The 20,676-nt window shown below is 66.5% G+C and carries 20 protein-coding genes; 14 read left to right on the top strand and 6 right to left on the bottom strand.

The window, feature by feature from the left end; translation table 11 throughout:
* Positions 1-184 precede the first annotated feature (184 nt).
* The 4 genes from NIBR502770_RS10960 to NIBR502770_RS10945 all read left to right on the top strand — a co-directional run bounded on the left by NIBR502770_RS10960 (position 185) and on the right by NIBR502770_RS10945 (position 4,623).
* Positions 185-1,849 (top strand): S1C family serine protease, encoded by a 1,665-nt coding sequence (locus tag NIBR502770_RS10960; RefSeq protein WP_141181945.1) that lies wholly within the window; start codon positions 185-187, stop codon positions 1,847-1,849.
* A gap of 237 nt (positions 1,850-2,086) precedes the next feature.
* A complete protein-coding gene (locus tag NIBR502770_RS10955; RefSeq protein ID WP_141181944.1) occupies positions 2,087-2,878 on the top strand; it encodes an electron transfer flavoprotein subunit beta/FixA family protein in 792 nt (263 codons plus the stop codon).
* Between the two features lie 13 nt (positions 2,879-2,891).
* Positions 2,892-3,839: an electron transfer flavoprotein subunit alpha/FixB family protein gene (locus NIBR502770_RS10950; RefSeq protein ID WP_141159942.1), complete on the top strand. Its 948-nt coding sequence runs from the start codon at positions 2,892-2,894 to the stop codon at positions 3,837-3,839.
* Positions 3,840-3,843: 4 nt separating this feature from the next.
* Positions 3,844-4,623, top strand: a complete 780-nt coding sequence (locus NIBR502770_RS10945; protein WP_141181943.1) for a PIG-L deacetylase family protein — start codon at positions 3,844-3,846, stop codon at positions 4,621-4,623.
* A 66-nt stretch (positions 4,624-4,689) separates the two neighbouring features.
* Here NIBR502770_RS10945 and NIBR502770_RS10940 read toward each other — a convergent pair whose 3' ends face one another.
* From NIBR502770_RS10940 to NIBR502770_RS10925, 4 genes are all read right to left on the bottom strand, one after another.
* Positions 4,690-5,550, bottom strand: a complete 861-nt coding sequence (locus NIBR502770_RS10940; protein ID WP_141181942.1) for an anti-sigma factor domain-containing protein — start codon at positions 5,548-5,550, stop codon at positions 4,690-4,692.
* 10 nt (positions 5,551-5,560) lie between these two features.
* Positions 5,561-6,169, bottom strand: a complete 609-nt coding sequence (locus NIBR502770_RS10935; RefSeq protein WP_141159945.1) for a sigma-70 family RNA polymerase sigma factor — start codon at positions 6,167-6,169, stop codon at positions 5,561-5,563.
* Positions 6,170-6,386: 217 nt separating this feature from the next.
* Positions 6,387-6,854: a tRNA (cytidine(34)-2'-O)-methyltransferase gene (locus tag NIBR502770_RS10930; RefSeq protein WP_141159946.1), complete on the bottom strand. Its 468-nt coding sequence runs from the start codon at positions 6,852-6,854 to the stop codon at positions 6,387-6,389.
* Between the two features lie 23 nt (positions 6,855-6,877).
* The gene (locus NIBR502770_RS10925; protein WP_141181941.1) at positions 6,878-7,819 is read right to left on the bottom strand and encodes a J domain-containing protein; all 942 of its coding nucleotides are present in this window, start codon (positions 7,817-7,819) and stop codon (positions 6,878-6,880) included.
* A 196-nt stretch (positions 7,820-8,015) separates the two neighbouring features.
* On the opposite strand from NIBR502770_RS10925, the gene NIBR502770_RS10920 reads away from it, so the two are divergent.
* Positions 8,016-8,711: a hypothetical protein gene (locus tag NIBR502770_RS10920; protein ID WP_168223153.1), complete on the top strand. Its 696-nt coding sequence runs from the start codon at positions 8,016-8,018 to the stop codon at positions 8,709-8,711.
* Positions 8,712-8,815: 104 nt separating this feature from the next.
* Here the strand turns inward: NIBR502770_RS10920 and NIBR502770_RS10915 are convergent, their stop codons facing one another.
* A complete protein-coding gene (locus tag NIBR502770_RS10915) occupies positions 8,816-9,238 on the bottom strand; it encodes a hypothetical protein (protein ID WP_141181940.1) in 423 nt (140 codons plus the stop codon).
* An 88-nt stretch (positions 9,239-9,326) separates the two neighbouring features.
* Between NIBR502770_RS10915 and NIBR502770_RS10910 the strand changes: the two genes are divergently transcribed.
* From NIBR502770_RS10910 to NIBR502770_RS10870, 9 genes are all read left to right on the top strand, one after another.
* Positions 9,327-9,986: a metalloregulator ArsR/SmtB family transcription factor gene (locus NIBR502770_RS10910; protein WP_141181939.1), complete on the top strand. Its 660-nt coding sequence runs from the start codon at positions 9,327-9,329 to the stop codon at positions 9,984-9,986.
* A 47-nt stretch (positions 9,987-10,033) separates the two neighbouring features.
* On the top strand, positions 10,034-11,263 hold the full coding sequence (locus tag NIBR502770_RS10905; RefSeq protein WP_141181938.1) for a cysteine desulfurase family protein: 1,230 nt from the start codon (positions 10,034-10,036) through the stop codon (positions 11,261-11,263).
* A gap of 131 nt (positions 11,264-11,394) precedes the next feature.
* Positions 11,395-12,525 carry a tRNA 2-thiouridine(34) synthase MnmA gene (mnmA, locus tag NIBR502770_RS10900; RefSeq protein ID WP_141181937.1) on the top strand — a complete coding sequence of 377 codons (1,131 nt, stop codon included), beginning with the start codon at positions 11,395-11,397 and terminating at the stop codon, positions 12,523-12,525.
* Between the two features lie 251 nt (positions 12,526-12,776).
* Positions 12,777-14,417, top strand: coding sequence for an ABC transporter substrate-binding protein (locus NIBR502770_RS10895; RefSeq protein ID WP_141181936.1), 1,641 nt, complete (start codon positions 12,777-12,779; stop codon positions 14,415-14,417).
* Positions 14,418-14,544: 127 nt separating this feature from the next.
* Positions 14,545-15,636, top strand: a complete 1,092-nt coding sequence (locus NIBR502770_RS10890) for an ABC transporter permease (RefSeq protein ID WP_141181935.1) — start codon at positions 14,545-14,547, stop codon at positions 15,634-15,636.
* Between the two features lie 2 nt (positions 15,637-15,638).
* Complete coding sequence (locus NIBR502770_RS10885) at positions 15,639-16,658, top strand: ABC transporter permease (protein ID WP_141181934.1); 1,020 nt, start codon at positions 15,639-15,641, stop codon at positions 16,656-16,658.
* Entirely contained in the window at positions 16,655-18,370 is a 1,716-nt protein-coding gene (locus NIBR502770_RS10880; RefSeq protein WP_141181933.1) for an ABC transporter ATP-binding protein, read from the top strand. Before NIBR502770_RS10885 ends, NIBR502770_RS10880 begins: the two co-directional genes overlap by 4 nt.
* A 99-nt stretch (positions 18,371-18,469) precedes the next feature.
* A complete protein-coding gene (locus tag NIBR502770_RS10875; protein WP_141159956.1) occupies positions 18,470-18,877 on the top strand; it encodes a chorismate mutase in 408 nt (135 codons plus the stop codon).
* An 89-nt stretch (positions 18,878-18,966) separates the two neighbouring features.
* The gene (locus NIBR502770_RS10870; protein ID WP_141183395.1) at positions 18,967-19,959 is read left to right on the top strand and encodes a hypothetical protein; all 993 of its coding nucleotides are present in this window, start codon (positions 18,967-18,969) and stop codon (positions 19,957-19,959) included.
* Here NIBR502770_RS10870 and NIBR502770_RS10865 read toward each other — a convergent pair whose 3' ends face one another.
* A complete protein-coding gene (locus NIBR502770_RS10865; RefSeq protein WP_141181932.1) occupies positions 19,960-20,673 on the bottom strand; it encodes a DUF4166 domain-containing protein in 714 nt (237 codons plus the stop codon).
* Positions 20,674-20,676 lie beyond the last annotated feature (3 nt).

Here is a 20,676-nt window from a genome sequence, read left to right as displayed (position 1 = left end):
GGTCGCTGTGGCAATTCATTTTGATTCTATGGTGCACCCCACAGCCAGTCCATGCGGCCGAATATGCCGCCAGCGAAACGGTGAGCGGGTCCGCTTGGCGTTCAGGAAGCTTTCAGCAAACATCCGAGCTTGTTCCAGCGGGACGGGTCATAGTTAATGGCAGACGAGGATGAAAGGAAGTCCCATGACTGAGAATCAAACCCCAGGACCGGTCCCGGAGGACAACCAGGGGAGCAGCCGGAGCCCTTGGCAGCAGCAGGTCCCGCAGCAGCCCGGAAACCGCCCGGCCAGCACTCAGCATGGGAGCGCTGGCGCTGCCGGCGAGGGCCAGGACCGCGGATACGGCGCCGGTGACCAGCGGTACGGCCAGGCGGGCGGCCCAAACGGCGCCGCACCCCAGGACAGCGCCGCGCCGCAGAACAACACGGAACGGCTGGACCGGCCTGAAGCTAACGGCAACCATACCCAGGAACTGCCGGGAGCCCCGCGGCCCGTCTACCCGCAGAGGCAGCCTTTCTACGGCCAGTCCGGACAGTACGGCCAGCAGCAGCACCAGTACGGCCAGCCCATGCACGGCACGGGCCATGGTGCGCCCAACGGCAGCGTAGGCCTGGCTCCCAACCCCCAGGATGCGCCGCGCCGGAAGGCCAGCTTTGGTGTAGGAACCCTCGTGGCAAGCATCCTCGCAGCAGGCCTCGTAGGTGGCGGCGTGGCAACGGTGGGCTCCGGTGAACTGTTCGGACACACTGGCTCCAGCGCCTCAACCGTGGGCAGCAGCAACCAGCCCGGCACGGTCATCGTCAACAACAAGGACGACGTGAACGCTATTACGGCAGCTGCCGTGAAGGCCTCACCGAGCGTCGTCACCATCAGCGCCACGAGCGGCGGCTCAGGGGGTACCGGTTCGGGCATCGTCCTGGACGACCAGGGGCACATCCTGACCAACACGCACGTAGTGACCCTCGACGGCCAGACCGCGAACGCCACCCTGGAAATCCGCACCAGCGATGGGAAGGTCCTGCCCGCGAAGCTGGTGGGCACCGACCCGCTGTCCGACCTCGCCGTGATAAAGGTGGATGACACGTCAGGCCTCACCCCTGCCACCCTGGGGGACTCCTCCAAGCTCAACGTGGGTGATACGGCCATCGCCATCGGTTCCCCGCTCGGCCTGACGGGTACGGTGACGGACGGCATCGTCTCCACCCTGAACCGCACCATCAGCGTCGCTTCGTCGGCTGCCCCGCAGGGCGGCGACAACAGCCAGGGCGGTGACCAGGGCTTCCAGTTCGCCCCTCCGGGCGGCGGCCAGAGCCAGCAAAGCGCCGGCCAGGGATCCATCGCCATCAACGTGATCCAGACTGATGCGGCCATCAACCCCGGGAACTCCGGCGGCGCCCTGGTAAACAGCAAGGGCGAGATCATTGGCGTCAACGTGGCCATCGCCTCCGCAGGGTCCGGCACATCAACGTCCCAAAGCGGCAATATTGGCGTCGGGTTCAGCATCCCCATCAACAACGCCAAGCGGGTGGCCCAGGAGATCATTGACACGGGCAAGGCCTCCCACGGCCAGCTGGGTGTCAGCGTCAAGCCCAAGACATCCTCCGGCGCAAACTCCGAGTTCTCGGTGGGCGCCGACGTCGCCACCGTGGATGCCAACTCACCGGCCGGGAAGGCCGGCATCAAGGCGGGTGACGTGATCACCAAGTTCAACGACCTCACCATCGGCGAACCCAACCAGTTGACCGCGGCCGTCCGCGAACAGCCGGCGGGATCCAAGGTGAAGATCACCGTGCAGCGCGGCGGCAGCGAGCAGACTTTCGATGTCACGCTAGGTGCGGCCGCCAGCTAAGGCAGGACACCACCAACGCAAGCGATGACGACGGCGGCGTCCCCACCAAAGGGGGCGCCGCCGTCGTTCTGCTGCCCCGGCAAATTGCCTGACACAGGCGTTAACGGAAGGGGGCGCGGGACGCCGCCGATATGGTTAGCTAGGGTTTACCCGCCTGCCGGGCATATCGCGGCCACGTCCCACCCGGCTGGCTGTCCACAAGCATGGAAGGCTGCTGCAGAAACAGTGGAAGAGACATTGAAGATCGTAGTCCTGGTCAAACATGTACCGGACGCCCAGTTCGACCGCCACCTCAACGGGGAGGGGAACACCGCGGACCGCGACGAAAGCATTCTTTCCGAGCTTGACGAGTACGCGCTTGAGGCCGCACTCCAGCTCACCGAAGCAAGGGGCGGAAGCAAGGCGGGCAACCAGGTCATCGCCCTCAGCATGGGCCCTGCCGGAGCTGTCAACGCAGTCAAGAAGTCCCTGCAGATGGGTGCCACCGAGGGCGTGCACCTCACGGACGACGCCCTGGCCGGCTCGGATGCCGCAGCCACCTCGCTTGCGCTCGCCGCCGCCGTCCGCCACCTGGGCGGGGTGGACCTGGTCCTCACCGGTATGGCCTCCACAGACGGAGAGACCTCCCTGGTGCCGGCACAGCTGGCCGAGCGGCTGGGGCTACCCCAGGTGACGTTCGCTTCCACGCTCGAGGTCGACGGCGGCCGGCTGGTTGCCCGCCGCGATGCAGACACCACGTCCGAAACGGTAGAGGCGCCGCTGCCCGCCGTCGTCTCCGTCACGGACCAGATCAACGAACCCCGGTACCCCAACTTCAAGGGCATCATCGCCGCCAAGCGCAAGAGCATCACCACGCTCTCCCTCGCAGACATCGGCGTGGACCCCGCCCAGGTTGGCTTTGCAGGGTCCTGGACCACCGTCACCAGCGCCGAAGAGCGGCCGCCGAGGACAGCCGGCACCATCATCACCGACGAGGGCGACGCCGGCATCAAGCTGGTTGACTTCCTGGCCGCCCAGAAGCTGCTCTAAGAGGGACACCGACATGGCAAATGTACTTGTATTCATCGACAACCCCGGCGCCTCGCTCAAGAAGAGCAGCCTCGAACTGCTGACCCTGGCCCGTTCCCTGGGCGAGAGCACCGTGGCACTCAACGGAGACCTGTCCGACGCCGCCGCCGCCACGTTCGGCGAGTACGGGGTGGGGGCCATCCTGCGCCCGGCAACTGACAACCTGGATGACTTCCTGGTGGCGCCCAAAGCCGCCTACCTGGCCGCCGCTGCCGAAAGCACCGGCGCCGGCATTGTGCTCCTGGACAACTCACCGGAAGGCAAGGAAATTGCGGCACGGCTGGGCATCCGACTGAACGCCGGCGTCATCACCGACGTCGTCGCCGTGGATCCGGACGGCACCGCACACAAGTCCGTCCTGGCCGGCTCCTACACCACCGCCTGCAGGGCCACGACGCCCGTTTCCGTGCTGACCCTCAAGGCCAACAACGTGGTACCGGAACCCGCCCCCGCACCCACCACGCCCGAAACGGTATCCGTGGAGGTACCGGCGGTAGCCGCCGCCGCCCGCATCACTGCCCGCGAGCAGAAGGTGGCCAGCGGCCGCCCGGACCTCACCGATGCCCGCATCGTGGTGGCCGGCGGACGCGGCATGGACGGCGACTTCGGTCCGGTCGAGGAACTGGCTGATGCCTTGGGAGCTGCGGTGGGTGCATCGCGTGCGGCCACGGACGCCGGCTGGATCAGCCACGACGCCCAGGTGGGACAGACCGGCAAGACGGTTTCTCCGCAGCTGTACATCTCGGCAGGCATCTCCGGTGCCATCCAGCAGAAGGCCGGCATGCAGACCTCCAAGGTCATCGTTGCCATCAACAAGGACGCCGAGTCCCCGGTCTTCGAGATCGCCGATTTCGGGATCATAGGCGACGTGTTCGATGTCCTCCCGCAGGCCGCCGCCGAGATCAAGAAGCGAAAAGGCTGAATCGTTGACAGCCTCCCACGATCAGGCGCAGAGCCCGTTCAACCCGGACATCCACCGGGTTGGGCGGGTGCTCTGTTTCGCGGCCCATCCTGACGACATCGACTTCGGCGCTGCGGGTACTGTCGCCGCGTGGACCGCTGCCGGCGTACAGGTGAGCTACTGCATCATGACCGACGGCGACGCCGGCGGCTTTGATCCGGCCCACCGCGCGGACATTATCGCCATGCGCGACGCGGAGCAGCGGCGGGCCGCGGAGCTGGTAGGCGTCACCGACATCCACTACCTCCACCAGCGTGACGGGTACCTCGAACCGTCGCACGAGGTGATGAAAGGGGTAGTGCGGCTGATCCGCGAAATCCGTCCCGACGTCGTCCTTGCCATGCACCCGGAACGGAACTGGGAGCGGATCCAAAAAAGCCATCCCGACCACCTGGCCGTGGGGGAGGCGGTAACCCGCGCGGTGTACCCGGCCCTCGAGAATCCCTTTGCCTACCCTGAACTGGCAGAAGCAGGCCTGGAAGCGTACAAGCTGCCATGGCTCTGGCTCTACGCCGGCCCCGGGGAACGGGAGAACCACTTCGTCGACGTCACCGACCAGGTGGACGCGAAGCTGGCCGCCATCCATGTCCATGTCAGCCAGCACCCGGACGTGGCCGCCATGGAGGACACCGTCCGCCGGGGCATGCACCTGAACGCCGTGAGGGCCGGCTTCCCCGAGGGGCGCAGCGCCGAGGCTTTCCACGTGGTGGCAATCAACGGACCCGGTACCATCGCGGGATTCTGAACCACGCAAAAAGTGCCCCGCTCCTTTGGTGCAAAGGAGCGGGGCACGGTGCGTTGAAAAAGGGTGCTATGCGCCCAGCGGAGCCGCTGCGACCGTCGGCAGGGTGGGGGCCTTGGAGCCACCCGCGGGCTCGACGGTGATGCCCAGCGATGCCGCGGAGTGGATGCCCTGGACCACGGCGGGCTTGGACAGGGCCTGCTCATCCATCAACCCCTGCGAAACCGGCGCGGAGCCGTCCTTGGGGATCAGCCACATCTGGTAGACCTTGCCGGCCGGGGGAGCGGGCACGCCGCTCATCTTGACCACGGCTGCGTCCTCGGACGCTGAGATCAGCAGGGTGGCCTTGCCCCCGCCTGCCACATTTACGGACGCTTCGCGGAGGTCGTTGGCCCTTGCCACCTGGTTGACGGGATCGTTCTGGTCAGCCAGGTATGAGCCCACACCCACACCGCCCAAGGCAATCGCTGCTGCCGCCGCCACGCCGATCAGCCAGCGCCGCGTGCCGGACGGGCCCCGCCGTTCCTCGCGGCGCTTGCGGGCCTGCGCGAGTTCGTCGAGTGGCCGCTGCTGCGGAGCAGGGGCCGCGCCTACGGCCGGCGCCTGCGCGTCTCCGCCGGAGAGTCCGTCCTGGCCCGGTGATTGGGCCGGAAGCTGGGCGATGATCCGCTGGAAGAGGTCCGACGGCGGTTCCTCCTCCGCACGGAAAGTGCGGACCAGTGCCTCCCGGGACTGCCGGACGCGCTCAAGGAAGGCCCGGCGCTCGGTCTCCGGGGCGGTGGCGATGTAGCTGTCAATGGCCTCGCGTTCCTGCTCCGTCACCGCATCGAGGGCGTAGAGCTCAGCGAGGTCCACGGCATGCCCGGACGCAAGGTCCATGGCCACGGTGTCCCCGAAGGCCCGCGAACGGCCATCACGGTTTTCATCCATTCCACTCAACTCAACTCACCCCCAGACAGGTCTTCAAACGGATCAGTCCATCGCGGATGCGGGACTTAATGGTGGGAACTGCGGCATTGAGCCGTTCGGCGACTTCCCGGTAGGTCAGGCCGCCGTAGTAGGCCAGGCGCACGGACTCCTGCTGTGTTTCGGTCAGCGTTCCCAGGCAGCGGACCACGGCTTCGGCCTCCAGCCGGCTGCCCACTTCGTCGGACACGGTGTCGTGGTCGATTTCCTGCGTGCTGGCACCGTACCTGGCTTCCCTGTCCGTGGCGGACTGCGACGACCGGACCTTGTCCACGGCCCGGCGGTGGGCGATGGTCATCAGCCAGGACAGGGGGCTTCCCGCCTGTGGATCGAACTTTGCTGCGTTCTGCCAGACCTGAAGGAAGACTTCCTGCGTGGTGTCTTCACTGAGCTCGGGATCGATCAGGACGCGGCGGGCCATGCCGAAGACCCTGCGGGACGTGAGCTGGTAGAACTCGGCGAACGCCGCCTGGTCTCCGCGGGCGGTGCCTGCCAGAAGGGCAGAGAGGCGCTGGCTGAGGTCTGCAGGTGGGTCAGTCACCGCGGCGGAGCCTTCGGAGTTCGGCGCGTTGGGAGTTTCCATTACGTCCAAGCATAAGTCCCGGGGCGTCATATCCTCAGCAGTGCCGTGCCGGATGCGGTGGTCGGGCCTGGAAGCTGCCTTCAGTAGAGTCACCTGCCGCTCCTTTGGTCCGCTCGAATGTCTTCAAAAGTCATTCGGCGCCGCGGACAGGCCGGATGGGCAGGCCGGAAAGTTTTTCATTCCGGGGCCGCCCGGCACTCCGGCCCTGGACGGAATTCTAGATTTTGGCGCCGGCGAAGCCCTGCTGGCGCCAGGCCTCGTACACCGCAATGGATGCGGCATTGGCGAGGTTCAGGGAACGCAGGGCCGGGAGCATGGGCAGGCGGACCGTGGCGGACACGTGCGGATCCGTTTTCAGCTCCGCCGGCAGGCCCACAGATTCGCGGCCAAACATGAGGACATCGCCCGGACGGTAGGCGACCTCCGTGTAGCTGGTGGTGCCGTCCGACGTAAACGCGTAGACGCGTTCGGGCTGCAGGTGCTCCCACGCGTCCTCGATGCTCTTGTGGACGGTGACGACGGCGAGGTCGTGGTAGTCGAGGCCGGCGCGGCGCAGCTTGGCGTCGGAGAAGTCAAAGCCCAGGGGTTCCACCAAGTGAAGTTCGGCGCCGGTAATGGCGGCAAGGCGGATGGCGTTGCCGGTATTGCCGGGGATTTCTGGTTCATGGAAAAGGATGCGGAACACCTCCCCATCCTAGCCACCCGGCCTCAGTGCATGCCGCGCAGCAGCCTGGCCAGGACCGGGATGTTCACGGTATTGGGGGCCGGCCCGGACGCCAGGAATTCCTTCAGCCCGCGCACCATGCCCGCCGCGTTGACGATCTGGACGGTTTCCAGCGCTCCAGCGGGGCGGCGGTGGTGGTCGATCACCGGTTCGTGGAGGTTGCCGTCGGGGCTGTGCACTACCGTCCAGCCAGTGACGTTGAGCTCGGGAAAAATGTCCTGCATGGCCCAGACCACCCGGGCCAGCTGCGGGGGTGCCACCGCCCGGCCACCGTGGTTGAGGGTCCGGCCGTCCCAGGCGTAGGCGCCCTTGGGCAGGAGCATCGAGTTGACCAGGGCCAGCCGGTAGCCGGAAAGGACGGCATGGTCGATGTGGCTGTTGTCCGCCGGTGACTGCAGCCCGTTGATCAGCCGTGCCGCAGGGATGGCCGGAAGCACCTGCCGGGTCAGCAGCTGGACGGTGCGCATTTCCCGCTGGATACGGGCCTCCGCGCCGAAGATTCCCCGCTTTCGGGGCATCCCGTGCACTTGCTGCCGGGCCTGCGCCAGGGGGATAAGGGGAACGTCGGTTCCTTCGTAGGGCGGAACGTAGACGGGCGCGTCCCCTGCCGTGTTCCGGCCGTTGTCGGGCCTGCGGACCGTGGCGGACGCCCGGCTGCCGGCGGCCGGCGCGTCAAAGTGGGCGCCGGCGTCGAACGCACCCTCACGCGCCGTGCCCGCGCCATAGGAACGGTCGTAGGCCTTCCTGCGCTGCGGGTCGATCAGGGTCTCATAGGCGGCGGTTACCCGGCGGAAGGTTGCGGCATCACCGCCGTGGTCCGGGTGCGCCGTCCTGGCCGCGCGCCGGTAGGCCACCTTGATTTCTTTCTCGGTGGCGGTGACGGCCACCCGAAGGACCTGGTAATGGGAGCTGCTGCTCTCGGTCAAGCAATCTTCCTTCTCTTGGTGCCCGGCTTTCCGATTCCCGGCCGGAAAGCGGAGTGCCCGCCCAGTCTAGCCAGCATGGACGGTGCGCCTGCGGTGACAACGAACAGGCCGGGCCTGCCGGTTCCCGGGAGACCGGAGTCTAGACTCGTGCCAGCGTGGTGCGGACACGGGCCGGAGGGGATGTAACGGAGTGGAGATGGACATGCCGACGACGGCGGAGCGGGCCGTCAGGGGACGGCGCGGGGGAGTGCCTCTTGCCATTGGCTTCGTGGGAGCCTTGCTTCTGGGCGGGTGCAGCGTGGACGTCCGGGATCCCTCGGCCACCCCGGCGCCGGCCAGTACGCCGGTCCTGGCCACTCCGACCATTACTCCGGGCCATGATGCCGCCGCGGTGGCAGCGCGTGACATGCCTTTCGCTGCCGGCGGCGACCTGGCTCCCGGGACGGCCGTGGGGATTTCCGATGACCTCAAGGGCGCACCAGGGTGGCGGATGGTGAAGGACAACGTGGCGGGCGGCAGCGAATACGCCAAGGCCGATGGCTGCGTGGTTGCCGCCCGGACCAGCACAGGCCAGGCCCCGCTGGTCCGTGGAGATGACAGGGAATCCACCGTTGCCCTGTTCCAGTACCTGGATGCGGCCATCCAGCCTTCTTACCTCAAGACGGCAACCTTGAAGTGGGGCGGCACGCCGGAAGCTCCGGGCCGGAACGTGGAAGTACTGGCGCTGGAGCAGGCCGTTCCCGGCGGCCGTTCCACGGAGGTGCTGGCACGGCTTTTTGGTACTGCCGGTTCGTCGGCCTACCTCTCCGTATCCTGTCCGGATGCGGCAACCCTGGATGCTGCCCGCCAGGACGTTGTCCGCTACCTGCCGCTGGTGCCTCCGGCCCCGTGAGTACCGACAGGTCCTGAAACAGGAAACCGCCGGCGGCTGGAGGGCTCAGCTGCCGGCGGATCCATGGGGCTGCGGTGTCCGCTCGCCTGGCAATGCTGCCGGAATCACGCAGCGGTCCGGGCCGCCCCCACTGACAGCCGGTTCAGGGCCAGGGCGCCGACCAGCAAGCCGAAATCACGCAGGGCAACGTCGTAGAAACTTCCCAGCAGGAGCAGGTTGACGATGATCCCTGCCAGCCACGCGGCCACGATCACCGAGCCGTACTTGGGGCGCACCGCCACTGCCAGGCCTGCGATGACTTCCACCACTCCCACGATGTACATGAAGGTCTGCGGCTGCAGCGGGACGATGGCCGTGGCCTGGGGTGCCAGGTACATGGTCCAGTGCGTGAGGATGTTGGTGAATTTGTCCAGGCCGAAAAGGATCGGTGCCACGGTGAACACAGTTCGCAGCAGCAGGAACGCCTGCCGAGCCGGCGGCACTGTCGATGGCGCATGCTGGGCCCTCATTGCGGATGCTGATTTCATGATGCTCTCCTTCTAAAAGTAGGTATGCCAATTTTAGAAACTACACGGTCTATAATCAAGAGATCTTGACTTTGGAATTGGAGACACCATGTACCGACTTCCTTGGGCGGACAGGGTCGCGGCGGTTGCATCGCTGACGGATGCCAAGAGGCTGCAGCTTTTCGAACTGGTCGCCGCATCTGCCCGTCCCGTGGGGCGCGACGAAGTGGCTGAAGCCGCAGGAATGGCGCGCAGCACCGCTTCCTTCCATCTGGACAGGCTGGTCCAGGACGGCCTGTTGGCCGTGGAATTCCACAAGCCTGCGGGCAGGACGGGACCGGGGTCGGGACGCCCCGCCAAGATGTACCGGCCGGTTGGAAGTGAGGTGGGAGCCTCCGTGCCGGACCGGAACTACGACCTTGCCGGGGAGCTGATGGCTGCGGCAATCGAGGACACCCAGTCCCAAGGTCTGGCAGTGGGGGAGTCGTTGCGCGCCGTCGCCTTCCGGAAAGGCCGGGAACTGGCAGCAGGTGCCGCAGGCTTGGAGGAGTTCCTGGCGGAAACGGGATACCAACCAGAGCCGGACGGGGAGGGGGGATACCTGCTGCCCAACTGCCCCTTCCACCGGCTGTCGCGGGCCCATGCGGCAGTGGTATGCGACATGAACGGTGCTTTCCTGCGCGGTGCAGCGGTGGGCTGCGGCGCTGCCGAGGAGCGTATTGTCCCTGTGCCGGGCCACTGCTGCGCGCGGATTACCGGCGGCAGGTGACCGCTCCACGCCGGAGGAACACCAGCTTGCCGCGATAGAATTTGAGAATGCCCGCCTACCTCGACCATGCCGCCACCACGCCCCTTTCGGGGGCCGCGCTCGCCGCCTTGACGCGTGAGCTGGCGCGGACCGGCAATCCTTCGTCGTTGCACGGATCCGGACGCCGGGCGCGCCGTGCCGTCGAGGACGCACGGGAAGCCATTGCCGCGGCGGCAGGGGCTCATCCCTCGGAGGTCATCTTCACATCCGGAGGCACCGAGGCGGACAACCTTGCCGTGAAGGGCATGTACTGGTCCCGGGTGGCAGAAGACCCGAAGCGCCGGCGCATCCTCTGCTCCGCCGTCGAACACCATGCAGTGCTGGACACCGTTGAATGGCTGGAACGCCACGAAGGCGCCGACGTGGTGTGGCTGCCCGTGGACGGCGAGGGAGTGGTGGACCCCGGGGTCCTCGAAGCCGAGCTGTCCCGCGATCCCGGCACCGTGGCGCTGGTGACCGTCATGTGGGCCAACAACGAGGTGGGCACCGTCCAGCCGATCGGGCGCATCGTGGAACTGGCGCACGCTGCGGGCGTGCCGGTTCACTCCGATGCGGTCCAGGCGTTCGGCTCGGTGCCGGTGCACTTCAAGGATTCGGGACTCGACGCCATGTCGATATCCGGACATAAGATCGGCGGTCCGGTGGGGGTTGGCGCGCTGTTGCTGGGTCGGGCCGTCAAACTGACACCGGTGCAGCATGGCGGCGGCCAGGAGCGGGATGTCCGCTCCGGCACGCTCGACACCGCTTCCATTGCCGCTTTTGCTGCCGCTGCGGAGTCCGTTGCAGCTTCGTTGCCCGCTGAAGCGGCGCGGATCGCTGCCCTGCGTGACCGGCTGATCGACGGTGTCCGCGAGCGGGTCCCGGAGGCGGTTCTTCGCGGGGCCCCCGGCGACCACCGGCTTCCGGGCAATGCGCACTTCACCTTCCCGGGCTGCGAAGGGGACTCGCTGCTGTTCCTCCTCGACCTGGCCGGCATCGAATCGTCCACGGGTTCGGCCTGCACGGCCGGGGTGCCCCGCCCCTCGCATGTGCTGCTGGCCATGGGCCTGGACGAGGAGACGGCCCGCGGTGCCCAGCGGTTCAGCCTCGGGCACGCCTCCACGCAGGCCGACGTCGACGCCCTCCTGGCAGCGCTCCCGGACGCGTACGCACGGGCACGCCAGGCAGGCATGGCCGGGCACGAATCCTCGATCCAGACCGCGGGGACCCAGGCGCGGCAGGCCCTTCGCGGCGCCTGATGGCCGTGGATGCGCACCCCGCCACCAGCTGATTTGCGTGCCGCCGTAGAATAGATAGGCGAAGATCGTTTCCGCCGCCGATGCGTCCAGCACGGCCCCGGACGGCAAGCATCCCCCGACAGAAAGCCAGCATGCGAGTACTAGCAGCCATGAGCGGCGGAGTGGACTCCGCTGTTGCCGCCGCCCGCGCAGTAGAGGCCGGGCACGACGTCGTCGGCGTCCACCTGGCCCTTTCGCGGATGCCGGGCACCCTGCGCACGGGCAGCCGCGGCTGCTGCACCATCGAGGACTCCAGGGATGCGTGGCGGGCCTGTGATGTGCTGGGCATTCCCTACTACGTGTGGGACTTCTCCGAGCGCTTCAAGGAAGACGTCGTCCAGGACTTCATTGACGAATACGCCGCCGGCCGGACCCCCAACCCCTGCATGCGCTGCAATGAACGGATTAAGTTCGCGGCCCTGCTGGAGAAGGCCATTGCCCTCGGGTTCGACGCCGTCTGCACCGGCCACTACGCCAAGGTGATCGAAGACGCCCACGGCAACAGGGAACTGCACCGCGCCGCGGACTGGGCCAAGGACCAGAGCTACGTCCTTGGGGTGCTGACACATGAACAGCTCAAGCACTCCATGTTCCCGCTGGCAGACACCCCGTCAAAGGCCGAGGTGCGGGCAGAGGCGGAGCGGCGGGGCCTCTCCGTGGCCAACAAGCCGGACAGCCACGATATCTGTTTCATTCCCGACGGCGACACCGCCGGCTGGCTTGCCGAAAAGATCGAGATGACCTCCGGCGACATCGTGGATGAGACCGGCGCCAAGGTCGGGGAGCACCCCGGCGCCAACGCCTTCACTGTCGGCCAGCGGCGCGGGCTCAAGCTCGGAACTCCGGCAGCTGACGGAAAGCCCCGCTTCGTCCTGGAAATCCGGCCCAAGGAAAACAAGGTGGTGGTGGGCCCGGAGGCCCTGCTGGCCATCGATGAAATCCGCGGCATCAAGGTCTCCTGGGCCGGCCTTCCCATCGGCGAGGTAGAAACAGGGGCCGAATTTGATTGCTACGCGCAGGTCCGGGCGCACGGGGATCCCGTCCCGGCCACCGCCAGGATGGAGCCTGCCACGGACGGAGCCGGAGGCCAGCTGGTGGTCCGGTTGGTGACCCCGCTGCGCGGCGTGGCGCCGGGCCAGACGGTAGTGCTGTACCAGGGCAGCCGCGTGCTGGGCCAGGCGACAATAGACGCCGCCCGGTCGCTGCAGCGGGCAACGCTTTAGCCCAGGCCCCTTTTGCGCCACTCCGGCTTGCCCGGGGTGGCGCTTTGTCATGCCCGGGTACCCTCCTCCGCCGGGGGCTGCTGGACCCTGCCGGGTAACTTTTAAGAAAATATTGTGTTCGAACTCACAGAAACGGCAGTCCCGAGGGCTGACTCTCTGATTCAATCTAGGAATCAGCACTGCACGCCGGCGTCCGGGGCCATCAACCTGTGACCGCGGCGTGCGCGTACTCATCGGAAAGAAGTTCACAGATGATCAAGAGCACAACGGCCCTGCACCGCGCCATCGCGCTGGCAGGCATCTCCGCCCTGGCCCTGACAGCCTGCACCGGGCCATCGGGCGGCGGCGGCGGGGGGACGGCCAGCGGCGGCAGCGGCGGCGGTGCCATCACCTTCGGAACGACGGACAAGGTCGTCACCCTCGACCCCGCCGGTTCCTACGACGCAGGCTCCTTCCTGGTCATGAACCAGGTCTACCCGTTCCTGATGAACTCCAAGCCCGGTTCTGCCGAGGTCAGCCCGGACATCGCGGAGTCGGCGTCGTTCACGGCGCCCACCGAATTCACGGTGAAGCTCAAGCCCAACCTGAAGTTTGCCAACGGCCACGCGCTGACTGCCTCGGACGTGAAGTTCTCCTACGACCGGGTACTGAAGATCAACGATCCCAACGGGCCCGCGTCACTGCTCTCCAACCTCAAGTCCGTTGACGCCAAGGATGACACCACCGTGGTCTTCAACCTCAAGGCGGGCAACGACCAGGTGTTCCCGAGCGTCCTGGGCACGAACACCGGCCCCATCATCGATGAGGAAGTCTTCCCGGCCGACAAGGTGATGAGCGACGAAGACATCGTTGCTGCCAAGCCCTTCGCGGGACCCTACACCATCGATTCGTACAAGAAGAACGAACTTGTCAGCCTCAAGGCAAACGCGGATTACAGCGGGTTGCTGGGCAAGCCGGCCAATGACAGTGCCGTCATCAAGTACTACGCCGACTCCAACAACCTCAAGCTGGATGTCCAGGGCGGAAACATCGACGTTGCCGGACGCAGCCTGACAGCGACGGACGCGGCAGACCTGGACAAGGATTCCAAGGTCAAGGTCTACAAGGGCCCGGGCGGCGAATTGCGCTACATCGTCTTCAACTTCGACACGATGCCCTTCGGAGCCAAGACTCCCGAAGCCAACCCTGCGAAGGCCCTCGCCGTACGCCAGGCGATGGCTGACATCGTGGACCGCCAGGCCATCTCCGACCAGGTCTACAAGGGCACCTACGTCCCGGCGTACTCCGTGGTCCCCGATGGTCTGCCTGGCGCAAGCCAGCCGATGAAGGACCTGTACGGCGACGGCAGCGGCAAGCCCAGCCTGGACAAGGCCAAGAAGGCCTTGTCCGATGCCGGCGTCACCGGCCCCGTGAACATCAAGCTGCAGTACAACCCGGACCATTACGGCAAGTCGTCCGGTGACGAGTACGCCATGGTCAAGGAACAGCTGGAGAAGTCGGGGCTGTTCACCGTTGACCTGCAGTCCACTGAGTGGGTTACGTACTCCAAGGCCCGGACCGCTGACGCCTACCCCGTGTACCAGCTGGGCTGGTTCCCGGACTACTCGGATGCTGACAACTACCTCACGCCGTTCTTCATCCCGGGCAACTTCCTGAAGAACCACTACGAGAACCCCACTGTCACGGACCTCGTGCAGAAGCAGCTCACCACCCCGGACAAGACTGAACGGCAGAAGCTGATCGGTGATGTCCAGACGGCGGTTGCCAAGGACCTCTCGACGTTGCCGCTGCTCCAGGGCTCGCAGCTGCTGGTGGCAGGGAAGGACGTCAAGGGTGTTGAGAAGACGCTTGACCCGTCCTTCAAGACCCGCCTGGGCGTCCTGTCCAAGTAAGCACTCCACCCCCATCGGGCTCTGACGGCCCAAAGGCGGGACGCCGCAACGGCGTCCCGCCTTTCGCCCGTCACCAGCCAGCACCGAGGGGAATGCTGGCTCCCGGTCACCACGAATCCAGGTACCGATGACAACTTTGATTGACGCGCCACCCAGTGACGCCGACGCTCTCCTTCCACCCAAGAAAAAGCAGTCAGGCGGTGGGCTGGGCCAGTACATCCTGGTCCGGTTCCTGCTGATCTTCCCCACCATCCTCATCCTCGTCACCTTGGTGTTTTTCCTCATGCGGATCACCGGTGACCCCATTACGGCCGCCATGGGCGGCCGGCTCCCTCCGGAGCAGTTGCAGGAACGCATCCATTCCGCCGGCTACGACCGGCCCCTGCTGGTGCAGTACTTTGAGTACCTGGGCCAACTGGTCACCGGGAACTTCGGCACCACCCTCTCGGACAACCGCAAAGTTACCGAGATGCTGACCACCTACGGCTCGGCAACACTTGAGCTGGCCGTCAACGCCCTCATCGTCGCGCTGCTGGTTGGCATCCCGCTGGGCCTGGTCGCGGCCTCCCGCCGTGACCACCTGCCGGACGCGGTGCTCCGGATCCTGGCCATCCTGTTCTACGCCACCCCCGTCTTCTTCGCCGGCATGCTGCTCAAGCTCGTGTTTTCCGTCTGGCTGGGCTGGCTTCCGGTCGCCGGGCGGGCGGGCACCAGGACAGAGCTGTCGCTGACTGCTCTGGAGGCTCCCACCGGGATCTACTGGCTGGACGCCCTGCGCAGTGGCAACATGGCCGCCTTCAGCGACGTCATCTCCCACGCGGTCCTCCCGGCGGTAGCCCTGGGATTCCTGACCGCCGGGGTCTTCCTGCGCCTGGTCCGGACCAACGTCATCGGCACGCTCGGAAAGGACTACGTGGAAGCCGGCCGCTCCCGCGGCGTCAGCGAGTTCCGGCTGGTCACCAAGCACGCCTACAAACCGGCCTTGATCCCGATCATCACGGTCATGGGCCTGCAGATCGCTGTCCTCCTCGGCGGAGCCGTGCTGACGGAGACCACCTTCGAATGGAAAGGCCTCGGTTTCCAGCTGGCCAACTACCTTACGGCGCGCGACTTTGTCGCCGTCCAGGGCATTGTGGTGCTGCTGGCCGTCATCGTTGCCGTCACCAACTTCATCGTGGACATCATCGCCGCGCTGATCGACCCCCGCGTGAGGTACTAGGAATGTCCGCCAATACAACTCTTGAACCCGTCACCAACCCGCGGGCCCCCCTGTTCCGGCGGCTGCCGGTTATTTCGCACTTCAACAAGAGCGTCGGCCTGCAACGCTTCATGCTGGTGGTGGGCCTGGCCCTCACCGGCATCTTCCTGATTACCGCGCTGGCCGCCCCACTGCTGGCGCCCTATGGCTTTGCGCAGCTGTCGGATGCCGACGGCAGTTTCCCCACCCAGCAGGCACCTGGAGGCAAACACCTCCTCGGCACCACGGTGGGCGGATACGACGTCCTCTCCCGGGTCATCTGGGGAACCCAAACGGCTCTCCTGGTCATCATCGTGGCTGTTGTGCTCTCCATTTTTGCCGGTGTCATCCTTGGCCTGGTGAGCGGTTACATCGGGGGCTGGCTTGACCGGATCCTGGTGGTCGTGGCGGACGCGATCTATGCCTTCCCGTCACTGCTGGTTGCCATCGTCATGGCCATCGTGATCAGCGGCGGGCAGTCCAGCCTGTTCGGCGGCATCATGGCTGCGGCCATCTCCATCACCGTGGTGTTCATCCCGCAGTACTTTAGGGTGATCCGCGCCGAGACCATCCGGCTCAAGGCCGAACCCTTCGTCGAATCGGCCAAGGTGGTGGGCGCCTCGAACATTCGCATCATGACCCGCCACATCTACCGCAACGCCACACGCACGCTGCCGCTGATCTTCACTCTCAACGCCTCCGAAGCCATCCAGACCCTGGCGGCGCTGGGCTTCCTGGGCTTCGGCATCGAACCCAGTTCGGCGGCGGAATGGGGCTTCGACCTGAACAAGGCGCTCGCGGACACCACGTCCGGCATCTGGTGGACGGGGCTGTTCCCGGGCCTGGCCATTGTCTGGACAGTCCTCGGGCTGACCTTGGTGGGCGAGAGCATCAACGACCTCAACGATCCGCGGCTCCGCGGCCGCAAGCGGTCGGGCCGCAAGGATGACGGTGGTCCCTCCGCCGCGCAGGCGGCAATTGAACTGGAAGTGAGAGCACAATGACCATCAGCAGTGATCCCGTGCCCGGCCGGCAGGATCCGGACCGGAAGACAGTCCTCGATATCGATCACCTGAAGGTCACGTTCGCAACGGACGGCGGCGATGTGTACGCCGTCAAGGATGTCAGCCTCGACGTCAAAGCGGGCGAGGTCCTCGCCATCGTGGGGGAGTCCGGTTCCGGGAAGACGGTCACCGCCAAGACCATCCTGGGCCTGCTGCCGGAAACGGCGGTGAGCTCCGGTGCGGTGCTGATCAACGGCACCAACGTCATCAGCCTCAGCCCCGGCCGGCTGCGCCAGATCCGCGGCCGGGATGTGGCCATGGTGTTCCAGGAACCATCCACCGCCCTGAACCCCGTGTTCACCGTGGGATGGCAGATCGCCGAGGGCATCCGCGCCCACGCCAATGCCAACGGCGGGGGGCGGGTATCCGCGAAGGAAGCCAAGGCCCGTGCCATCGAAGCGTTGGGCAAAGTCGGGATCCCCGACCCTGAGCACCGCGTCAATTACTACCCGCACCAGTTTTCCGGCGGCCAGAAGCAGCGCGTGGTGATCGCCGCAGCCCTGGCTTTGAACCCAGGGCTCATTGTGGCTGATGAACCCACCACCGCCCTGGATGTCACCGTGCAGGCGGAAATCCTGGAACTCCTCCGGGACCTGCGGGACAAGTACGGCACCTCCATCGTGCTGATCACGCACAACATGGGCGTGGTGGCGGACCTGGCGGACCGCGTGGTGGTGATGTACCAGGGCGACATCGTCGAGGAAGCCCCGGCGAACACCCTGTTCGCTGAACCAAAGCAGGACTACACCCGGAACCTCCTTGCCGCGGTGCCGCACCTTGGCCGGAACTCGGCGTCGGAAGGCCTCACCGAGCGGCGCTACCAGGACGAGGAAGTGCTGGTTGCTGCCGACAACCTGGTGATCGAGTATCCCGGGCGGCTCGGGACGCCGGCCTTCAAGGCCGTGGACGGCGTCAGCTTCACCCTGTCCAGGGGTGAGGTCTTCGGCCTGGTGGGCGAATCGGGGTCCGGGAAGACCACGATCGGACGGGCCATCGCCGGGCTCAACCGGACCACCGGCGGAAGCCTCAAGGTGCTCGGCTATGAAATGCTGAACCTTCGCGAACGCACTTTCAAGCCGCTCCGCAAGGACATCGGCTTCGTGTTCCAGGACCCCGCCGCCTCCTTTAACCCGCAGCTGACCATCGGGGAATGCATCGCCGAACCTATGGTCATCCACACAAATCCCAGCCCGGCCCAGGCGCGCAAGCGCGTCGGTGAGCTGCTGGAATCGGTCCAGTTGCCGGCGTCGTACGCGGGACGCTACCCGCACGAACTCTCCGGCGGCCAGCGGCAGCGGGCCTCGCTGGCGCGTGCCCTGAGCCTGAACCCGCGGCTGCTGATCGCTGATGAGCCGACGTCGGCCTTGGACGTATCGGTCCAGGCGAAGGTCCTGGAGCTGTTCAGGGACATCCAGGAGGAGTTTGGTTTTGGCTGCCTGTTCATCAGCCACGACCTGGCAGTGGTCGACATCCTGTCTTCCTGGGTCGGCGTCCTGTACAAGGGCAAGCTCGTGGAACAGGGGATCGGCAGCCAGGTCATGGGCAACCCGCAGCATGACTACACGCGGCGGCTGATCGCCTCCCTGCCCGTGCCTGACCCGGCTGAACAGGCAAAACGGCGCGAGGAACACCGGGCACTCCTGGGCATCTGACCCCGGGATTGCCGCAGCACGAAGCGCCGGTACCGGCAGACGGCCGGCACCGGCGCTTCACACCCGCGGCGGCTCCCTCCGCTCCCATAGACTGGAGCCATGACGCAGCACACCCCCAGCTCTCCTGGCGCCGACGATTTTGATCCCTCCGCCAGCTCGCTTGCAGGCCACGTGGACGAATCGGTGATGGCTGAACTGCTGTCCATCCGCTCCAGCATTGACAACATTGATGCCACCTTGGTCTACCTTCTCGCGGAGCGCTTCAAGGCCACGCAAAAGGTGGGTTTCCTGAAAGCGGCCCACCGGCTCCCCGCCGGTGACCCCGGACGTGAAGCCGCCCAGATCGCCCGGTTGCGCCGCCTTGCCGAGGACGCCCACCTTGACCCGGCGTTCGCGGAGAAGTTCCTCAACTTCATCATCGGTGAGGTGATCCGCCACCACGAGGCGATCGCAGAGGACCACCAGGCCTCATCAGGCCAGCGGCCGCAGACCTCCGCGCTGGCGTGAGCCGGGAACAGCACGAACCAGGGGGCAGCAGGCTTCCGGCCGCGCCCCTTCAGGAAGAAGCCACAGCCAGGGAAGTCACCGCCACCGCCCTGGGGACGTGGCCGGGTGACGACCCGCTGGAAGCCACCCGCATCATCCGCGGCGAGCTTGGCAGCCCGCACCTTCCCTTCCTGGCCGAACTGCCGGACCGGGGTGTCGGTTCCGACGCCCTGGGCCGCACAGCCTCCCTCCTGGAAGAACTCGCTGTGGATGTCCAGCCGCACGGCTGGCGGCTCGTAGACCGCCCGGGCAAGGACATGCGCCGGGCAGCATCGGCATTGTCCACCGACCTGAACGTCCTGGCCGACGTCGCGGGCGCCGAAGACGTGTCGCCGGATGAACTGAAGGTTCAGCTGGTGGGACCGCTGAGCCTTGCTGCCGGACTGTACCTACACAACGGTGAACGCGCGCTGTTGGATCACGGCGCCCGCCGGGATCTGGCAGCCTCGCTGGCAGCCGGAGTTGGCGGTTACCTCACCCGTGTGGCAGCGGCCGTTCCCGGCGCCCGGCTGGTGGTGCAGGTGGACGAACCTGCCATCGCCGCCGTGCTGGCCGGCACAATCCCGACGGCCAGCGGTTACCGTACCCTCCGTGCAGTTGCAGCATCGGAAGTACGTGAGTCCTGGCGCATTGTGATGGACGCCCTGCGCGGGGCAGGCGCCGCTGGAGTTGTGGTGTCGTTCCCTGAAATCGAAGCCCCGATCGAGCTGGCCCTCACGTCCGGTGCCGACGGCGTCGCGCTGCCGCTGAAGGCCCTGACCAACCGCCAATGGGAACAGGTGGCCGGAGCGGTGGAGGCCGGCAAGCAATTCTGGGCCGGCGCCCTGGAGGTGGCCGCCGTCGGTCCGCTGCCCAGGGTTGCCGATTGCGTGGAGGCAGTCTGGCGGCCGTGGCGGCAGCTGGGACTGCCGCCTTCACTGCTGCCCGCAGTCCGGGTGACGCCTTCGGCAGGGCTGGCCGCAAAGACACCAGCAGAAGCAACTGCCGTCCTGAACAGGCTCACCCAGGTGGCGGACGGCCTGAACCAGCAGGCGCTGGGGTAGCTAGACCCTGTTCTCCCAGCGGTCCGGCTGGGCGTAGCGGGGGAGGAAGCTTTGGGCGGAGCTGCCGCCGACATAAGGACGCAGGCGGTAGTCGAAGGCCCCTGCGTACACCAGGACCAGGCCGATCTGCGGCTGGATGACCTTTACCTGGATGCGGTGCCGCCCGTTACTGCCCTCGGCCGGATCCCACCACTGCTCGGCGTAGGCCTTGGCGTCCAGTGCAGCCGGAAGCGGGACCCGGAACGGGCCTGCGAACAGCCTCGACGCCTCCGAGACGCCACGCAGCCTGCCTTCGGCCGTGACGCTCAGGTTCAGGTCCGTAACCAGCCGCCGGTAGCGTCCGACGTAGTCCACCAGCTGGGGGCTGCCTTCCCGGTTGGTGACGCTTGTCGTGTCCTGGAAAAGCCTGGTGCGCCCCGGGAACCGGATTTCCCGGCGCGCCGTGAGGCTGGAGCGGCCGAACGGATCCTGGTGGGCGTGGTTTTCAATCCGGAACGGGATGTTCTCACCATATTCTGGGAAAAAGGCTTCTTCGCGGCCGGCCAGCCCCAGCAATGGGCGCAGCCACCGCTGGCGGCACCCAACGACGTCGAACGTTCCTTCCCCTAGCCCGTACTGTCCGGAACCCGGGGCCAGCGAGAAGTACTCCTGAAGCTCGGGCTGCAGCCGGGAGAACTCCGTGCCCAGGGCCTGCCGGTAAATGGGGACGCTCATGAC

Source organism: Pseudarthrobacter sp. NIBRBAC000502770 (assembly GCF_006517815.1).
Lineage (GTDB): Bacteria > Actinomycetota > Actinomycetes > Actinomycetales > Micrococcaceae > Arthrobacter > Arthrobacter niigatensis.
The sequence above is the reverse complement of the archived record's forward strand: the minus strand, read 5'-3'. Positions and strand labels throughout refer to the sequence as shown.

Coding starts and splice junctions, on each gene's coding strand:
- NIBR502770_RS10960 (WP_141181945.1), top strand. CDS start 185: ATGACTGAGAATCAAACCCCAGGACCGGTCCCGGAGGACAACCAGGGG.
- NIBR502770_RS10950 (WP_141159942.1), top strand. CDS start 2,892: ATGGCAAATGTACTTGTATTCATCGACAACCCCGGCGCCTCGCTCAAG.
- NIBR502770_RS10940 (WP_141181942.1), bottom strand. CDS start 5,550: ATGGATGAAAACCGTGATGGCCGTTCGCGGGCCTTCGGGGACACCGTG.
- NIBR502770_RS10935 (WP_141159945.1), bottom strand. CDS start 6,169: ATGGAAACTCCCAACGCGCCGAACTCCGAAGGCTCCGCCGCGGTGACT.
- NIBR502770_RS10920 (WP_168223153.1), top strand. CDS start 8,016: ATGGACATGCCGACGACGGCGGAGCGGGCCGTCAGGGGACGGCGCGGG.
- NIBR502770_RS10915 (WP_141181940.1), bottom strand. CDS start 9,238: ATGAAATCAGCATCCGCAATGAGGGCCCAGCATGCGCCATCGACAGTG.
- NIBR502770_RS10910 (WP_141181939.1), top strand. CDS start 9,327: ATGTACCGACTTCCTTGGGCGGACAGGGTCGCGGCGGTTGCATCGCTG.
- NIBR502770_RS10905 (WP_141181938.1), top strand. CDS start 10,034: ATGCCCGCCTACCTCGACCATGCCGCCACCACGCCCCTTTCGGGGGCC.
- mnmA (WP_141181937.1), top strand. CDS start 11,395: ATGCGAGTACTAGCAGCCATGAGCGGCGGAGTGGACTCCGCTGTTGCC.
- NIBR502770_RS10895 (WP_141181936.1), top strand. CDS start 12,777: ATGATCAAGAGCACAACGGCCCTGCACCGCGCCATCGCGCTGGCAGGC.
- NIBR502770_RS10890 (WP_141181935.1), top strand. CDS start 14,545: ATGACAACTTTGATTGACGCGCCACCCAGTGACGCCGACGCTCTCCTT.
- NIBR502770_RS10885 (WP_141181934.1), top strand. CDS start 15,639: ATGTCCGCCAATACAACTCTTGAACCCGTCACCAACCCGCGGGCCCCC.
- NIBR502770_RS10880 (WP_141181933.1), top strand. CDS start 16,655: ATGACCATCAGCAGTGATCCCGTGCCCGGCCGGCAGGATCCGGACCGG.
- NIBR502770_RS10875 (WP_141159956.1), top strand. CDS start 18,470: ATGACGCAGCACACCCCCAGCTCTCCTGGCGCCGACGATTTTGATCCC.
- NIBR502770_RS10865 (WP_141181932.1), bottom strand. CDS start 20,673: ATGAGCGTCCCCATTTACCGGCAGGCCCTGGGCACGGAGTTCTCCCGG.